The organism is Streptomyces sp. NBC_00536 (assembly GCF_036346295.1).
Classification (GTDB): Bacteria; Actinomycetota; Actinomycetes; order Streptomycetales; family Streptomycetaceae; genus Streptomyces.
The window spans coordinates 7,491,994-7,508,276 of the sequence record NZ_CP107819.1 but is presented as its reverse complement, the minus strand read 5'-3'; the positions used below and the strand labels follow the sequence as shown (position 1 = coordinate 7,508,276).

General features: G+C 75.2%; 15 protein-coding genes and 1 riboswitch. Of the genes, 7 read left to right on the top strand and 8 right to left on the bottom strand.

Going from position 1 to position 16,283, the window contains the following annotated elements:
* The first annotated feature begins 225 nt into the window (after nt 1-225).
* A riboswitch (cyclic di-AMP (ydaO/yuaA leader) is annotated at nt 226-438 on the top strand.
* Nucleotides 439-442: 4 nt separating this feature from the next.
* Nucleotides 443-1,228 carry a LysM peptidoglycan-binding domain-containing protein gene (locus OHS33_RS32075; protein WP_330333914.1) on the top strand — a complete coding sequence of 262 codons (786 nt, stop codon included), beginning with the start codon at nt 443-445 and terminating at the stop codon, nt 1,226-1,228.
* 36 nt (nt 1,229-1,264) lie between these two features.
* Here OHS33_RS32075 and OHS33_RS32070 read toward each other — a convergent pair whose 3' ends face one another.
* Together OHS33_RS32070 and OHS33_RS32065 are read right to left on the bottom strand one after the other, a co-directional pair.
* Complete coding sequence (locus tag OHS33_RS32070; RefSeq protein WP_330333913.1) at nt 1,265-2,944, bottom strand: beta-N-acetylhexosaminidase; 1,680 nt, start codon at nt 2,942-2,944, stop codon at nt 1,265-1,267.
* Between the two features lie 28 nt (nt 2,945-2,972).
* Entirely contained in the window at nt 2,973-4,205 is a 1,233-nt protein-coding gene (locus OHS33_RS32065; RefSeq protein ID WP_330333912.1) for an MFS transporter, read from the bottom strand.
* 172 nt (nt 4,206-4,377) lie between these two features.
* Between OHS33_RS32065 and OHS33_RS32060 the strand changes: the two genes are divergently transcribed.
* The gene (locus OHS33_RS32060; protein WP_330333911.1) at nt 4,378-4,833 is read left to right on the top strand and encodes a MarR family winged helix-turn-helix transcriptional regulator; all 456 of its coding nucleotides are present in this window, start codon (nt 4,378-4,380) and stop codon (nt 4,831-4,833) included.
* Here OHS33_RS32060 and OHS33_RS32055 read toward each other — a convergent pair.
* The 4 genes from OHS33_RS32055 to pdxR form a co-directional block, all read right to left on the bottom strand.
* Complete coding sequence (locus OHS33_RS32055; RefSeq protein ID WP_330333910.1) at nt 4,811-5,710, bottom strand: hypothetical protein; 900 nt, start codon at nt 5,708-5,710, stop codon at nt 4,811-4,813. The genes OHS33_RS32060 and OHS33_RS32055 overlap by 23 nt on opposite strands.
* Nucleotides 5,707-6,402 (bottom strand): RNA polymerase sigma factor, encoded by a 696-nt coding sequence (locus OHS33_RS32050; RefSeq protein ID WP_330333909.1) that lies wholly within the window; start codon nt 6,400-6,402, stop codon nt 5,707-5,709. Before OHS33_RS32050 ends, OHS33_RS32055 begins: the two co-directional genes overlap by 4 nt.
* A 28-nt stretch (nt 6,403-6,430) precedes the next feature.
* Nucleotides 6,431-6,928, bottom strand: coding sequence for an LAETG motif-containing sortase-dependent surface protein (locus OHS33_RS32045; RefSeq protein WP_330333908.1), 498 nt, complete (start codon nt 6,926-6,928; stop codon nt 6,431-6,433).
* Nucleotides 6,929-7,038: 110 nt separating this feature from the next.
* Nucleotides 7,039-8,634 (bottom strand): MocR-like pyridoxine biosynthesis transcription factor PdxR, encoded by a 1,596-nt coding sequence (gene pdxR / locus OHS33_RS32040; RefSeq protein WP_330333907.1) that lies wholly within the window; start codon nt 8,632-8,634, stop codon nt 7,039-7,041.
* 29 nt (nt 8,635-8,663) lie between these two features.
* On the opposite strand from pdxR, the gene OHS33_RS32035 reads away from it, so the two are divergent.
* The 5 genes from OHS33_RS32035 (at nt 8,664) to OHS33_RS32015 (ending at nt 14,505) form a co-directional block, all read left to right on the top strand.
* Nucleotides 8,664-9,695 carry a DMT family transporter gene (locus tag OHS33_RS32035; RefSeq protein ID WP_330333906.1) on the top strand — a complete coding sequence of 344 codons (1,032 nt, stop codon included), beginning with the start codon at nt 8,664-8,666 and terminating at the stop codon, nt 9,693-9,695.
* 16 nt (nt 9,696-9,711) lie between these two features.
* Nucleotides 9,712-10,524 carry a crotonase/enoyl-CoA hydratase family protein gene (locus tag OHS33_RS32030; RefSeq protein ID WP_330333905.1) on the top strand — a complete coding sequence of 271 codons (813 nt, stop codon included), beginning with the start codon at nt 9,712-9,714 and terminating at the stop codon, nt 10,522-10,524.
* Between the two features lie 133 nt (nt 10,525-10,657).
* Nucleotides 10,658-11,926: an LLM class flavin-dependent oxidoreductase gene (locus OHS33_RS32025; RefSeq protein WP_330333904.1), complete on the top strand. Its 1,269-nt coding sequence runs from the start codon at nt 10,658-10,660 to the stop codon at nt 11,924-11,926.
* On the top strand, nt 11,923-13,353 hold the full coding sequence (locus OHS33_RS32020) for an NtaA/DmoA family FMN-dependent monooxygenase (protein WP_330333903.1): 1,431 nt from the start codon (nt 11,923-11,925) through the stop codon (nt 13,351-13,353). The genes OHS33_RS32025 and OHS33_RS32020 overlap by 4 nt, the downstream gene beginning before the upstream one ends.
* 12 nt (nt 13,354-13,365) lie before the next feature.
* Nucleotides 13,366-14,505, top strand: a complete 1,140-nt coding sequence (locus OHS33_RS32015; RefSeq protein WP_330333902.1) for an LLM class flavin-dependent oxidoreductase — start codon at nt 13,366-13,368, stop codon at nt 14,503-14,505.
* Nucleotides 14,506-14,509: 4 nt separating this feature from the next.
* On the opposite strand, the gene OHS33_RS32010 is transcribed toward OHS33_RS32015, so the two are convergent.
* Nucleotides 14,510-15,115, bottom strand: a complete 606-nt coding sequence (locus tag OHS33_RS32010; RefSeq protein WP_330333901.1) for a response regulator transcription factor — start codon at nt 15,113-15,115, stop codon at nt 14,510-14,512.
* 10 nt (nt 15,116-15,125) lie between these two features.
* The gene (locus tag OHS33_RS32005; RefSeq protein WP_330333900.1) at nt 15,126-16,256 is read right to left on the bottom strand and encodes a sensor histidine kinase; all 1,131 of its coding nucleotides are present in this window, start codon (nt 16,254-16,256) and stop codon (nt 15,126-15,128) included.
* Nucleotides 16,257-16,283: the final 27 nt, after the last annotated feature.

Genomic DNA, 16,283 nt, shown 5'->3' with positions numbered 1-16,283 from the left:
CGCGGGCGGCGGCGCCGCCACAGCCCCCGGGGCGGCCCCGGAAGGCCGAATTCCGGACGCCGCAATGCCCTTAGGCATTCCCCGCCCCGGCCGGGCGGAAGGAATTCCGTAGATCGGTATCGATATACCGATCACTGCGTGGAATTCAAGCCCTTGTCCATCGCCTCGGCCCTCGCCTACGGTCACCGCAATCCGGGTGGACCGCCAAATCCTGCCGCCGCCCGGGAACCCATCCCACTCACGTACGGCAGGAGCGGGGGAACCAGGTAGGCCGCTGATCCGGATCATCGATCCGGACCGGCTCGGGGTGAAGTCGCACCACTGACACGCACGTATCCGTCATGCCTCACGCATGTCCGGACCGTGCGGAGAAACGGCGCGGCCGGACAGCTCCCGTCCGAACCCGACAGCTCACCTCGCAGGCGACGGAGAGGAATTCGCCATGTCCGCATCGGGCAAGCACCGCCGTCCCAAGACCAGCCCGCTGGCCCGACTGCTCGCTGTCGCGGGCACCGGCGGCATCGCTCTCGCTCTCCCCCTGATCAGCGCTTCCGGCGCCCAGGCGGCGCAGCCGACCGCGACCACGGCCTCCACGACCACCGCGAAGGCCACCGGCGCGAAGGCCACCGCCCCGGCGGCCGCCGCACCGAAATCCTATTCCGTGGTGGCCGGCGACACCCTTTCCAAGATCGCGGAATCGCATTCCGTAAGCGGCGGCTGGAAGAAGCTGTACGAGGACAATCGCTCGGTGATCGGCTCCGACCCCTCGGTCATCCGCCCGGGAATCACGCTGACCATCGGCGGCCCGGCAAAGGCGACTTCGGCGGCGGCCACCGCCAAGACCCTCGCGGCGAGCCGCAATTCCACGGCCGCGGCCGACCGTTCCGCGCGGCCCACGACCCTCTACGCCAACAACCTCGACGGCTGGATCCGCCAGTCGCTGGAGATCATGGCCCAGCACGGAATTCCCGGTACCTACGACGGAATCCACCGCAATGTGCTGCGCGAGTCCTCGGGCAACCCCCTCGCCATCAACAACTGGGACTCCAACGCGGCGGCGGGCATCCCCTCCAAGGGCCTCCTCCAGGTCATCGACCCCACCTTCCGGGCGTACCACGTACCCGGCACGGCGGCCGACTCCTACGACCCGGTCGCGAACATCACCGCCGCCTGCAACTACGCGGCCGCCCGCTACGGCTCGATCGACAACGTCAACAGCGCCTACTGAGTTCCGTTCGGTCCGTTCGGTCCGTTTCCGTCCGGTTCAGCGCAGCCGGTCGGCGAGGGCCGTGAACTGATCCCACGTCGGCTGCGGTGCGCGGGGGTCCCAGACCTTCTGGGCGAGCGCCGCCAGCGGCAGCCGGATCCCGTCGGCGACCTGCGTCTGGGTCTGGGATCCGGCCAGGTCGCACCAGACGGCGAGCCGGGCGCCCAGGATCTGCGCGGCGTAGCCGGCGGGCACCGGCTCGGTGCCGCGCAGCACGAGCGGGGTCCACTGTTCGTAGATGCGGCGCCCGGTCGGGTAGGTGAAGTCGTTGGGCTCGCCGAGGACGTAGTACAGGTACTCGTCGTTGAGGTTGACCACGGGGCGGCCCTCGCGCAGGTACTCCAGGGGCGGCCGGGCCCCGATCTCCTTGCCCGTCCAGTACTCCACTTCGAGGTCCCGCGCGGCCGTGGCGGCGCCCCCGGTGAAGAACCCGTCGTTCCACGCCTTGGGCACGCGTCCCGCGCCGCGGACCACGGCGGCGCGGTCGTTCAGCCAGCCGGTGGCCAGGTCCGACACGCGCGCCCCGGCGCCGTACCGCTTCCGGGCGGCCGCCGCGAGCTGCGGGAAGGAGGCCTGGGGGTCCTTGACCACCAGCGCCTGGTACTCGTCGGCGCCGACGTGCCAGTGCGCTCCGGGGAAGAGCGGCAGGTACTCGCGCAGCAGCTCGTCCACGAGCCGGGCGGCCGCCGGGTCGGATATGTCCACGGCCCCCTTGACGGCCCGGCCGCCCGCGTCCCGCAGCTGGAGGCCGGGGTGGGCCCGCAGGACGGCGCCGAGGTGTCCGGGCGAGTCGATCTCGGGGACGACCTCGATGTGCAGGCTGCGCGCGAGGTTCACGATCCCGCGCACCTCGGCCTGGGTGAGGTGCGGGTCGGAGACGATCTCGGGGTGGCTGACGGACGCGATGCGGAAGGCCTGGTCGTCGGAGAAGTGCAGGCCCAGCTGGTTGAGTTTGAGGTCGGCCATCTCGCGCAGCCGGTCCTCGATCCACGGGGCGGTGAAGTTCTTGCGGGCTATGTCGAGGTTCAGGCCGCGCTGGGGGCGGTCCGGCGCGTCCTTGACCGTGCCCTCACCGATGGATCCGGCGGCGCGGACGGCCTGTTCGAGGGTGCGGGTGCCGTAGAAGACCCCGGCGTCGTCGGGGCCGGTGATGCGGACGCCGCCGTTTCGGACGGTCAGGGTGTACGACTCGGGTACGGGCTCGGCCCCGCCCGCGGGGGCGGCGCCCAGGGCGAGTTCCACGTCTCCGGGCCGGGCCGGGCCGCCGTCTTCGGCGTAGCCGAGCTTCAGGTCCCGGGCGAGCGCCCGGCCCTCGTCGGCGAGGGCGGCCGCGTTCGCGGGGGCGACGAGGACCCGGGCCTGCGGGGCGGGTTTCCAGCCGGGGCCGCGGGCGGGTTCGAAGGTGCGGACGGCCGGGATGGTCTGCGGCGCGGTGGAGAGGGGGTAGCTGCGGGTCGGTGACGGGGCGGGGGCGCTGGACGTCGCCGGGTCCGGGCTGCCGGGGGCCGCCGGTGAGCTCGCGGCGGAGGCCGCGCCCGTACGGCCGCTCGCGGGGGCCGACGTACAGCCGGGCACCGCGAGCGCGGCCACCGCGACGGCGATGGCCGTCGCGGTGGTGCGTATGGCCCCGGCGGTACGTATGTGCCCGGTTCCGCTCGTCTTCCCGGTTCGCGCCATGGTCACCAACCTCCCACCGGGCGGCCCGCTACGCGACCCGGACGGGCGCTTCCGCGGCGGTGGCTCCCACCCCTGCGCCCACCCCGGCGCCCGCCGCGACCACGCGTCCGCTGCGTGCCGTACGGCGCTCCAGGGCTCCGGAGACCAGGGCGAGGACCAGCGCGGAGGCGGCGAGGGCGGCGCCGACCCAGTTCGGGGCGGTCCAGCCGAAGCCGCCCGCGATGACCAGTCCGCCGAGCCAGGCGGCGAGGGCGTTGCCGAGGTTGAAGGCGCCGATGTTCACCGCGGAGGCCAGGGTGGGGGCGCCCGCGGCCTGGTCGAGCACCCGCTTCTGGAGCGGCGGCACGGTGGCGAACCCGAGGGCCCCGATCAGGGTGAGGGTGACCGCCGCCGCGGCCTTGTGGTGCGCGGTCACGGTGAAGAGGGCCAGTACGAGCGCCAGCGCGCCCAGCGTCACGTAGAGCATCGGCATCAGGCGGCGGTCGGCGAAGCGGCCGCCGAGCAGGTTGCCGCCGACCATGCCGAGGCCGAAGAGGACGAGCAGCCAGGTGACGGAGGTGTCGGCGAAGCCCGCGACGTTGGTCATCATCGGGGTGATGTAAGTGACCGCGGCGAAGACCCCGCCGAAGCCGAGCACGGTCATCGCCATGGCGAGCAGGACCTGGACGTTGCGGAACGCGGCCAGTTCGTGGCGGATCCGTACGCCCTCGGGACGCGGCAGGTCGGGGACGAGCCGGGCGATGCCGAGCAGGCCGAGGACGCCGAGCCCGGCGACGATGACGAAGGTGACGCGCCAGCCGAGGTGCTGGCCGACGAGGGTGCCGAGCGGGACGCCGACGACATTGGCGACGGTGAGCCCGGTGAACATCATGGCGATGGCGCCCGCCTTCTTCTCGGGGGCGACCAGCTCGGCGGCGACGACCGCGCCGATGCCGAAGAACGCGCCGTGGGCGAGGGAGGCGAGCACCCGGCCGGCCAGCATGACGCCGAAGGCGGGTGCGAGGGCGGAGAGCAGGTTGCCCGCGATGAACAGGCCCATGAGCAGCATCAGCATGCGCTTGCGGGGGATGCGGGTGCCGAGGACGGTCATCAGGGGGGCGCCGAGGACGACGCCGAGGGCGTAGCCGGTGACCAGGAAGCCGGCGGTGGGGATCGAGACGCCGTAACCGGCGGCGACCTCGGGCAGCAGGCCCATGATCACGAACTCGGTGGTGCCGATCCCGAAGGCCCCGATGGCGAGGGCGAGGAGTGCGAGTGGCATGAGGGGGCCCTTCAGGGGGTGCGCTGTGGGGGCGGGGCGCGACTGTTGCCTTGGCGCCTTACGAGCGTCCACGTTAATTGCACACGCGGGATATTTGCAAGCGCGGGCTATTGCAGACGTGTCCTATTCTGAAGGGGTGCGCGGGCCCCGCGCGTCACGCGAGGAGGACCCCATGACCGCCACGGACGGCGCGCTGACCGCCCTCTCCCAGGGCTGGTGCGCCCTCTCCCTGCTGCACGGCAGGATCGAGACCCACATCGAACGGACGCTCCAGGCGGGCCACGGGCTCAGCGTCCGGGAGTACTCGCTCCTCGATGTCCTCAGCCGGCAGCACGACGGACCCGGCGGGCACCTGCGCATGCACCAGGTCGCCGAATCCGTGGTGCTCAGTCAGAGCGCGACGACGCGCCTGGTCACCCGCCTCGAAGACCGCGGGCTGCTCAGCCGCTACCTCTGCGACACGGACCGCCGGGGCATCTACACCGACGTCAGCGAGGCCGGGCTGGCGCTGCTGGCGGCCGCCCGGGGCGCGTTCGACAGCGCGCTGCGCGAGGCCCTGGACGCGGCTGCCGCGAACCCGGACCTCGCGCCGCTCGTCGCGGCGATCACCGGCCCGGCGACGCGCTGACCCGGGAACTCGGCGACGACGAGGGCTGCGGAGTGGCACTCGCGCCGACCGGACCGCCGGGGGTGGGGCTGCCGCTCGGCACCGGCGGACGGGACACCTGGCCCGAGGGCGTGCTCCGGGATGCCGTGGGGCCCGGGGGCACCGACGCGGACGCGCTACCGGACGGACCCGCCGAGGGAGCGACCGAGGGCTCCCGGGCCGGCCGCTCCACCCCCGGCGTGGGCGTCGGCGAGGGAGCGGGCAGCGACGGCGGGGACGCGGGCGGTACCGGGCGCGGGGTCTGATCGGGCGCGAGGGCGATGTAGCCGACCGCGATCGCCGCGGCCGCGGCCAGTCCGGCCAGGGGCAGCGCGAACCGGCGCGGCGGCAGGAACGACAGCCGCCGCAGGTGCGGGCCGGGGGGATCGGCGGGCCGCAGCCCGCGCACGGTGACCTGTTCGGCGCGCGCCGACAGCGCGGCCCGCAGCCGCCGCTCGACGGGTCGCTCCCCGTCGCCGCCGCCGTCGCCTCCTCCTCCCCCTGCTCCCCCGTCCCCGTCGTCGGTCCCTCCGCCGGAGCCGGGCAGCAGGCGGAACGGTCCGGCTCCCGGGCGGCCGCCGGGACCCGCCGCGGGACCCGCGGCGAAGCCGGAAACGGAGCCGTGGCCGATGGCGGAGCCCGGTCGGCCCGCGCCCCGGTCGAAGGCGCTGCCGTCGTGCGTACCGGCGTTGAACGCGCCGCTGTCGTCGTACGCACCACGGGCGGGGCCGGCCGGGCCGAGGGGGGCCGAGGGGCCGTGACCGGCGCGGATCGTACGGAAGCGGGCGGCGCGGCTCTCGGCCGCGGAGCCGGGGCCCGTGCCGGAGGCCGTGGCGGGGGGCGGGGTGGGCGTGGTCATATCCGGCCTTCCAGGATGCGCTCCAGCGCGTCCAGGGCGCGGCTCGCGTTCGACTTCACCGCGCCCCGGCTGATCCCGAGGGTGGCGGCTATCTCCGCCTCGCTCAGGTCGGCCCAGTAGCGCAGCACGAGCACCTCGCGGCGGCGCGGGGTCAGCCGGCCGAGGGCGGCCAGCACTTCGCGGTGTTCCTCGTCGAGGACCACGTACTCCTCGGCGGACGGTACGTCGGCCTCGGCGGGCGGGGTCCAGGCACGGACCGTACGCCTGCGGCGCAGCACGGAGCGGGCCGTGTTGACGACGGCCGTGCGCAGGTAGCCGAGGGCGTTGTCTATTTCGGTGATGTGTTCGCCGTGGCGCCGGTACAGGGCCGTGAAGGCGTCCTGGACCACGTCCTCGGCGGTGGCCGGGTCGTCCACGAGGAGCACCGCCAGCCGGACCATCCGCAGCCGGTGCGCGTGGTACAGCTCGGTGACCGTGGGCGGCTGGTCGAACGCGTCGCCGTCCGCGCCCGCGAACGCCCCGGCGAACGCCGCCGGGGCGGCCGCCGTGCCCGGGTGCGCCCGCCCAGGGCCCTCCCGCAGGAGCCACCCGCGCAGCGCGCGCAGGACGCGGGCGCCCCGCCCCGCCCGGCCGGAGCCGGGCAGGACGAGGCGTATGTGTGGTGCGGGCCGCAGCGCGGCGGGGTACGGCATGAGCAGGGCGTTCCTCGGGTGGAGCACGTCAGTTGGTCGCGCGGCGCCGTACGGCGTACAGGGTGCCGGCGCCCGCGACGAGGAGCACCGCGGCGCCCGCGCCCATCGCGATCGTGGCCGGGCTGCCGCCAGTATGCGCGAGCTCCGGACCGGCGGGCGAAGAGGGGGAGGCGGACGGCTGGACGCCCGAGGGCGAGGACGGGGAGGCGGACGGCTGCACGCCCGAGCCGGGGGCCTCCACCGACGGGGCGGTGCTGGGCTGCGCGGTCGGGGTGCCGGGGCGGCTCGGCTGGGCGCTCGGGCCGCCGGGGGTGCTCGGCCGGGCGCTGGGAGAGGAGCTGGGGGTGATCGGCCCGGTGCTGGGGACCGCGCTGGCCGAAGGGGCCGGGGCGGCCACACCGGCGGCGTACGCGGGGGCGGCCAGCGAGGCGAGCGCCCCGGCGGCGGCGACGGCGAGGACCGCGCGGCGGACGGCCGGGGCGGTGGGACGGTCGGCGGAGCGGGAAGCGCGCTTGACGATCTTCAAGGTGGTTCTCCACGGTCGGTCGGAGGGCGCGGAATTTCGCCCTTCACCCCCGCACGACGCGCGACCGCCCCCGAGGTTGCCGATGTTCCCGAAAAACTTTTCCCGGGTCTTCAGCGGGTGGGCCGGGAGCGGCGCAGGGCGGCCCCCAGCACCGCGACCCCCTCCTCGATCTCGCTCGCGGGCCCGGCCGCGTACCCCAGCACCAGACCGGGCGGCCCGGGGCGCACCCGGTGCCAGGACAGCGGGTGCACCTTGACTCCCGCGTCGAGCGCGGCGGCGGCGAGGCCGGTGTCCGCGAAGCCGGTGTCCTCGAAGCCGGTGTCCTCGAAGCCGGTGTCCTCGAAGGGCGTGTCGAAGGTGACCGTCAGGTGCAGTCCGGCGGCCGCGCCGTGCACCCGCGCCCCGGGCAGGTGCGTCCCGATGGCCCGGAGCATCGCGTCGCGGCGCGCGCGGTGGCGCCTGCGGACGAACCGCAGGTGGCGCTCCAGTTCACCCGAGGTCATGAGGTGGGCCAGGACCAGTTGGGGAAGGAGCGCGTTCCCGAGGTCGGCGTTGCGTTTGGCGGTGACGACGGCCTCGTGGTGGTGCGGCGGGACGAGGAGCCAGCCCACCCGGAGCGCGGGGGCGAGGAGCTTGGAGACGCTGCCCGCGTAACAGACCCGCTCGGCCAGCAGTGAGCGGAGCGCCGGGACCGGGGTGCGGTCGTAGCGGTGCTCGGCGTCGTAGTCGTCCTCGATGATCAGCCCGTCCTCCTCGGCGGCCCAGCGCAGCAGGGCGCGGCGGCGCTCGCCGTCCAGCACCACACCGGTCGGGAACTGGTGCGCCGGGGTCAGCAGGGCCGCCTTCGCCCCACTGGCGCGCAGGGCGTCGACGCGCAGACCGCCCTCGTCCACCGGTACCGGGACCGTGGTGATCCCCCCGTACTCCAGCTGCTGGCGGGCCCCGAGGGAGCCCGGGTCCTCGAAGGCGATCCGGTCCACCCCGTTCGCCAGCAGCACGGCGCCGAGCAGGCCCAGCGCCTGGGCCACGCCCGCCACGACGATCACCTCACCGGGGTCGGCCCTGATCCCGCGGCTCCGGGCGAGCCACTCCGCGACCGCCGTGCGCAGCTCCGGGGCGCCCTGGGCGTCCCCGTAGCCGAAACCGGACGGGGGCAGGCTGCCCAGGACGGCGCGCTCGGCCCGCAGCCAGGCGGCGCGCGGGAACGCGGCGAGGTCGGGGACCCCGGGCGAGAGGTCGATCCGGCAGGGGGCGGCCCGCAGCGCGCTGACCGCGCCCTCCCGCGCACCCGCCTCGAACAGCGCCCCCGCGGCCGCTCCCGCCGCCGTCCCCGTGGCCTCCCCCGGATCCGTCGCCGTGACGGGCCCGGGCGCCGGCGGGGCGGCGACCACCGTGGTGCCGAGGCGGCCCCGGCCCGCCACCTGGCCCGCTTCGGCGAGGCGCTGGTAGGCCTCGGTGACGACCCCGCGCGCGACGCGCAGTTCCTCGGCCAGCACCCGGCTCGCGGGGAGGCGGCTGCCCACCGGCAGGCGGCCGTCCGCGATCGCCTCCCGCAGCCGGTCGGCCAGCCACTCGGTGCGGCAGCCCGGCGGCGCCTGGCCGATGTCGAGCTGGAGGAAATCGGAGCCGAGGGCCACCGGGGCGGGGGCCGTGTCCCCGGCCGCTTCTTTGGACCTCTGGACCTGGACATCTTTGGACCTGCTCATGAGTCCATTCTCCGCACACAGTGGACATCATGAACACCACGCCCCATCCGGCCCCGGCTCCTTCCTCCGGCGACCGCTCCCTCTCCGGCGACCGTTCCCGCTCCGCCGTCCGCTCCCTCGGCCCCGGTGTGCTCGGCATGGCGCTGGTCGGCACCAGCGTCAACGTCTCCCGCACGCTCACCGACGCCCCCCTCTTCACCGCCCAGGCCGTCCGGTACGCCGCGGCCGCCCTCGTCCTGCTGGCGCTGGCCCGGGCCGCCGGGGCCCGGCCGGTGTGGCCGCGCGGGCGGGAGTGGCTGTGGCTGGCGGGGCTCGCGGGAAGCGGGCTGGTCGTCTTCAACATCGCGGTCGTGCGCGGGGTCGCGCACGCCGAGCCCGCCGTCATCGCCGTCGCCGTGGCCTGCGTACCCGTACTCCTCGGGGTGATCGGTCCGGTGCTGGAGCGGCAGCGGCCCAGCCGTCAGGTGCTGCTGGCCGCGCCGGTCGTCGTGGCGGGGGCCGTTCTGGTGCAGGGGACCGGGCGCACCGATGCGACCGGGGTGGCGTGGGCGACGCTGGCGCTGGCCTGCGAGGCCGGGTTCACCCTGCTGGCCGTGCCGGTGCTGCGGCGGCACGGCGCGTGGGGCGTGTCCGTCCACTCGGTGTGGCTGGGGGCGCTGATGTTCCTCGTCCTCGCGGTGGCCACGGAACCGGCGTCCTCCCTCACGGCCCTGGACTCCCGGCAGTGGGCGGCGGTCGGGTACCTGGCCGCCCTGGTCACGGCCGCGGCCTTCGTGCTCTGGTATTCGACGGTGGCCGCCGTCGGCGCCGGGCGGGCCGGTCTGCTGACCGGTGTGGCCCCGCTCTCGGCCGCGGCGGGCGGTGCGCTCACGGGCGGCGGCGTACCGGGAGCGGCCGTCTGGGCCGGGCTGGCCGTCGTGGTCGGCGGGCTGGTCCTCGGACTGCGCCCCCGGCGGACGTCCGCGCCGCGGACCGCACCGGCGGCCACACCCGACCCTGCGCCGAGGGCCGTGCCCGAAGCGAACCCCGACTCGGCACAATGGGCCGCGTCGGGCAGCTGACCGGAAGGGGAACACGGTGGAGGACGGCGCGGTGCAGGCGGACGGCTCGGTGGAGGCGGACCGTACGGTTCGGATCGAGCGTGCCGGACCGGTCTTCACGGTGATCCTCTCCCGGCCCGGCTCCCGCAACGCCGTGGACGGTCCCACCGCCGGCCGACTGGCCGCCGCCTTCCGTGAGTTCGAGGCCGACCCGGACGCCTCGGTCGCGGTCCTGTGGGGTGAGGGCGGTACGTTCTGCGCGGGCGCCGACCTCAAGGCCGTCGGCACCGGGCGCGGCAACCGGGTCGAGGCCGAGGGGGACGGTCCGATGGGTCCCACCCGGATGCGCCTGGGCAAGCCCGTGATCGCGGCGGTCGCCGGGCACGCGGTGGCGGGCGGGCTGGAGCTGGCCCTCTGGGCGGACCTGCGGGTCGCCGAAGAGGACGCGGTCTTCGGGGTGTTCTGCCGCCGCTGGGGCGTGCCGCTGATCGACGGCGGTACGGTCCGGCTCCCCCGGCTGATCGGCGAGAGCCGGGCCATGGACCTGATCCTCACCGGGCGGGCCGTCCCGGCCGCCGAGGCGCATGCCATCGGGCTGGTCAACCGCCTGGTGCCGAAGGGCCGTTCGCGCGAGGCGGCGGAGGAACTCGCCCGGGAGATCGCCGGGTTCCCGCAGCTGTGCCTGCGCCACGACCGGCTGTCGGTGCTGGAGCAGCACGGCCTGGCCGAACGGGAGGCGCTGGCCGCCGAGTTCCGGCACGGCCTGGTCCCGCTGGCGGCCGGGGAGACGGGCTCCGGGGCGGCCCGTTTCGCCTCGGGGGCGGGCCGCCACGGCTCGTTCACCGACTGAACCGACCCTTGCGGCCCCCACATGCACAGGGCATGAAAAACATGTGACAGGGCCCGGCCGTTTGTTCTCCGGCGGCCCCGGGCGGGTGAGAGTGAGGTGGTCGGCAGGACCGCGACCAGGAAGGCCACCCGTCATGTCCACACCCCCCGGAGCGCCCGTCCCCGACGGCCCGCCCGCCGGTACGTTCCACCTCGCCGTCGCGCTCGAAGGCGCCGGCGCCCACCCGGCGGCCTGGCGCGAACCGGGGTCACCGGCGCGGGAGTTGGTCACCCCGGGATATTGGGCGGGCCTGGTCGCGGAGGCCGAGCGGGGGCTGCTGGACTTCGTCACCTTCGAGGACGCGCTGGGCCCGCCGCCCTCCTCCCCCACCGGCCCGGACGGCCGCACCGACCGGGTGCGCGGGCGGCTCGACGCGGTGCTTACGGCCGCCCGGGTGGCGCCGCTGACCCGGCACATCGGGCTGCTGCCGACCGTGGTCGCGACGCACACCGAGCCGTTCCACGTCTCGAAGGCGATCGCGACCCTCGACTACGTCAGCGGTGGCCGGGCGGGGCTGCTAGTCACGGTGTCCGGGCGGCCGGACGAGGCCCGTCACTTCGGCCGCCGGACCTTCCCGAGGGGGCCCGCCGACAGCCCCGACGGCCTGGGGTCGGCGCTGCGCGCGGAGCTGCTGGACGAGGCCGCCGACCACGTCGAGGTGGTCCGTCGGCTGTGGGACAGCTGGGAGGACGACGCGGAGATCCGCGATGTCGCGAGCGGCCGGTTCGTCGACCGCGGCAAGCTGCACCACATCGGCTTCGAGGGCAGGCACTTCAGCGTCAAGGGCCCGTCGATCACCCCGCGTCCGCCGCAGGGGCAGCCCCTGGTCGGCGCGTCGGCCCGGGTGGGCGCGCCGCCCCGGCTGCTCGCCGAGGCCGTCGACCTGGTGTTCCTCGCCCCGCGCGACACGGAGGAGGTCCGCACGCTCACCGACGGGATCCGCGCCGCCCGGTCGGCCGCCGGGCAGCCGGAGGGGACCGGCCGGGTCTTCGCCGACCTGGTGGTGTTCCTCGACGAGAGCGCCACGGCGGCCACGGCCCGGCTGCGCCGCCTCGACGCGCTCGCGCAGGAACCGTACGCGCCCGGCACCCACGTCTTCGCGGGGACGCCCGCCCGGCTCGCCGCCCTGCTGACGGAGTGGCACCGGCGGGGCCCGGACGGTTTCCGGCTGCGGCCCGGCGTGCTCTCCCACGACCTCCCGGCGATCACCCGCGGCCTGGTCCCGGAACTGCGGCGGCGCGGCGCGCTGCGGACCGCGCGTCCGGGCGGCACTTTCCGCGACCTGCTGGGGCTCGCCCGCCCGGCCAGCCGGTACGCCGCCCGGTACGCCACCACCCGACCCGGAAGGACGACAGCACCGTGAGCACACCGAACAGGCCGAGCGGGCCGAACAGGCCGGACCGGCCGCGCAAGCAGATCCACCTCGCGGCGCACTTCCCCGGCGTCAACAACACCACCGTCTGGAGCGATCCGGCCGCGGGCAGCCACATCGAGTTCAGCTCGTTCGCGCACTTCGCGCGCACCGCCGAACGCGCCAAGTTCGACTTCATCTTCCTCGCCGAGGGTCTGCGGCTGCGCGAACAGGGCGGCCGGATCTACGACTTGGACGTGGTCGGGCGGCCCGACACCTTCACCGTGCTGGCCGCACTGGCCGCCGTCACCGAACGGATCGGCCTGGCCGGGACCATCAACTCCACCTTCAACGAGCCGTACGAGGTGGCCCGCCAGTTCGCCTCCCTCGACCACCTCTCGGACGGCCGCGCCGCCTGGAACGTGGTCACCTCCTGGGACGCCTTCACCGGCGAGAACTTCCGGCGCGGCGGCTTCCTCGCCCGCGAGGACCGCTACTCCCGGGCCCGGGAGTTCCTGGCGGCCGCGCACACCCTCTTCGACTCCTGGACCGGTGACGAGATCCTCGCCGACCGGGAGTCCGGGGCCTTCCTGCGGGATGCCGGGGCGGGGGCCTTCGCGCACCGGGGGCGGCACTTCGACATCGCCGGACACTTCGACGTACCGCGCAGCCCGCAGGGCCGTCCGGTGATCTTCCAGGCCGGGGATTCGGAGGAGGGCCGGGAGTTCGCGGCCTCCGACGCCGACGCCGTCTTCAGCCGGCACGGCACCCTGACGGCGGGCCGGGAGTTCTACGCCGACGTCAAGGGCCGCCTCGCCCGGTACGGGCGGACCCCCGACCAGCTGCTGATCCTGCCCGCCGCGACCTTCGTCCTCGGCGACACCGACGCCGAAGCCGTGGAACTGGCGCACGAGGTGCGGCTCGCGCAGGTCAGCGGGCAGACCGCGATCAAGTTCCTGGAGCACGTGTGGAACCGCGACCTGTCCGGCTACGACCCGGACGGGCCGCTGCCCGACATCGACCCGGAACCCGGTGAGAACACCGTCGCGCTCGGGCGGGCCAGCGTACGGATGCACCGGGATCCGCTCACCGTCGCCAAGGAGTGGCGGGAGCTGGCGGCCGCGCGGAACCTGTCGATCCGGGAGCTGGTCATCGAGACCACCGGCCGCCAGACCTTCGTGGGCTCCGCGGCGACGGTCGCCGACGCGATCGACTCGCTCGTCCAGCAGGACGCCGCGGACGGGTTCATCCTCGTCCCGCACCTGACGCCGACCGGGCTCGACGTCTTCGCCGACACCGTCGTGCCGCTGCTCCAGGAGCGCGGCGCGTTCCGGACCGAGTACACGGGCAGCACCCTGCGCGACCACCTCGGCCTGCGCACGCCACCGCCCGCCGCCGCGCCCGCCGCGGTTGCCACCCCCGCCCCCGCCACGGTCTAGGAGAGCGCGACCATGCCCGGTATTCCGCTCGGGGTCCTGGACCTCGTACCGATCCCGTCCGGCTCCACGGCCGCCAAGGCGCTGCGCGCCAGCATCGACCTGGCGCGGCAGGCCGAAGAGTTCGGGTACGCCCGCTACTGGTTCGCCGAACACCACCTCAATCCGGGGGTGGCCGGGGCCTCGCCCGCCGTCGTGCTGGCGCTGACCGCGGCGGCGACCTCCACCATCCGCCTCGGCTCCGGCGCGGTGCAGCTGGGGCACCGCACGGCGCTGTCGACCGTCGAGGAGTTCGGCCTGGTCGACGCCCTGCACCCGGGGCGCCTGGACCTGGGCCTGGGCCGCTCGGGCGGCCGCCCGCCGGGCCCGCCGGACGGCGCCGCGCCCGCGGAGCCCGCCGCGGCCGGTCACCGTACCGGCAACGGGCTGCTGATCCCGCCGGGCTTCTCCTTCGCCTCCCTGGCCGGGCATCCGCGCGTCGCGCTCGCCCAGCGGCTGCTGCTCCTGCCCGGGGCGCGGCCCCAGGACTACGACGAGCAGGTCGGCGACGTCCTCGCGCTCCTGCGGGGCGAGTACCGGTCCCCCGACGGCATCGAGGCGCACGCCGTCCCGGGCGAGGGGGCCGACGTACAGGTGTGGATCCTGGGCAGCAGCGCCGGGCAGAGCGCGGAGACGGCGGGCCGCAACGGTCTGCGGTTCACCGCGAACTACCACGTCGCCCCGGCCGGGGTGCTGGAGGCGGCCGAGGCGTACCGGGCCGCGTTCAAGCCCTCGGACGAGCTGGAGCGGCCGTACGTGAGCGTCTCGGCGGACGTGGTCGTCGCCGGGGACGACGCGAGCGCCCGCGAACTGGCCGCCGGGTACGCGCCCTGGGTCCACGGCATCCGGACCGCGGCGGGCGCCGTCCCCTACCCCACGCCCGCCGAGGCCCGGGCGCTCACCGCCGACTGGACCGGGGCCGATCACGCGCTGGTCGCCGACCGGCTCGACACCCGCTTCGTCGGCTCCCCGGGGACGGTCGCCGACCAGCTCGGCATCCTCCAGGAGGCCACCGGGGCCGACGAGTTGCTGATCACCACCATCACCCACGGCCACGCCGACCGGGTGCGCTCCTACCGGCTTCTCGCCGAGGAGTGGCACCGCCGCTCCGCCTAGGAAGTCACAGCCAGCCCTGGCGGCGGGCGGAGCGTACGGCCTCCATCCGGTTGCGGGTGCCGGTCTTGCCGATGGCGGCGGACAGGTAGTTGCGTACGGTCGACTCCGACAGGTGCAGCTTCGCCGCGATGTCGGCGACGGTCGCGCCGTCCGCGGCGGCGTTCAGCACGTCGCGCTCGCGGGCGGTCAGCGGGTTCGGGCCCGCGCTCAGGGCGGCCGCGGCGAGCGCGGGGTCGATGACCGTCTCCCCGGCCAGCACCCGCCGGATCGCGGCGGCCAGCTCCTCCACGGGCCCGTCCTTGACGAGGAAGCCGCCCGCTCCGGCTTCCATCGCCCGGCGCAGGTAGCCGGGGCGGCCGAAGGTGGTGAGGATCAGGACCCGGGTGCCGGGGCAGCGGGCGCGCAGTTCGACCGCGGCGTCGAGGCCGCTGAGACCGGGCAGTTCGATGTCGAGGAGGGCCACGTCGGGGCGGGAGGCGAGGGCGACGGGGAGGATCTCGTCCCCGGCCGCGACCTGGGCGACGACCTCGATGTCCTCCTCCAGCCCGAGCAGCAGCGCCAGGGCGCCCCGCATCATCCCCTGGTCCTCGGCCAGCAAGACCTTGATCATCGTCTGCTCCTCAGCCCGTGCTCTCGTCGACCGGGAGTTCGGCGACGACCCGGAAGCCGCGGCGCGGGGCCGGTCCGCCCCGCAGGGTCCCGCCCGCCGCCGCGAGGCGCTCGGTGAGCCCGGTCAGCCCGCTGCCGGGCGCCGTCGAGCCTACGCCGCCCCCGTCGTCCGTGATCACCAGCCGGACCCGTTCCGCGCTTCCGTCCACCTCGATCGAGCAGTGCGCGGCGCCGCTGTGCCGGATCGCGTTGGTGACCGACTCCCGGACCACCCAGCCCAGCAGCGCCTCGGTCTGCGGGGTCAGCGGCGGACCCGACCGGTGGACGGCGGGCTCGATCCCGGCGGCGGTGAGCGCCGCGCGGGCCCGCTCCAGCTCGTCCGCCAGGCTCGATTCGCGGTAGCCGGTGACGGCCTCGCGGATCTCGACGAGCGCCTGCCGTCCGATCGATTCGATGTCGCCGATCTGGGCCAGGGCCGCGTCCATGTCGCGCGGGGCGATCCGGCGGGCCGCCTCCGACTTCACCACGATCACCGACAGGGTGTGCCCGAGCAGGTCGTGCAGGTCGCGGGAGAAGCGCAGCCGCTCCTGTTCCACGGCGCTACGGGCCAGCTCCTGCCGGGTCTCGCGCAGCTCGGCCACCGTCTCGGACAGGGCGAGGATCGCCGCGGTCACCATTCCGGAGAGGAAGGTGCCGTAGAGGATGGCGCTGACCCCGCCCCATCCCTCGTGCCGCCAGGCGACCGCGCCGGCCACCAGGCTGATGCCGAGCATCACCGGGCCGAGGCGGCGGCCCCGGACCACCGCCCCCGTGGCCAGGCCCAGCAGCGGGAAGAAGAACAGCCAGCTGTCGCCGTAGGCGAAGGCCAGGGCGAAGGTCACGGCGCCCAGCGCGGCCAGGCTGATCCGGGTGCTCAGCGCCTCCCGTTTGCCGGGGGCGAAGGAGCGGAACACCACGCTGATGTAGAGGGAGTTGAAGACCAGCAGGCCCAGGCCGCCGATCCACGGCTGGGGGGTCTGCCCCTGGAGGAGGTTGGAGACCGCGCCCATGCCCATCAGCAGCCAGGGCAGCAGGGTGAAACCGTTGGGCGCGCCCATCGGGCCGCGTTCGCGGTAGGTGGCGGGCGGGGCTGTCTTCGTCATGCCCCCACCGTAGGGACCGGGCCCGGC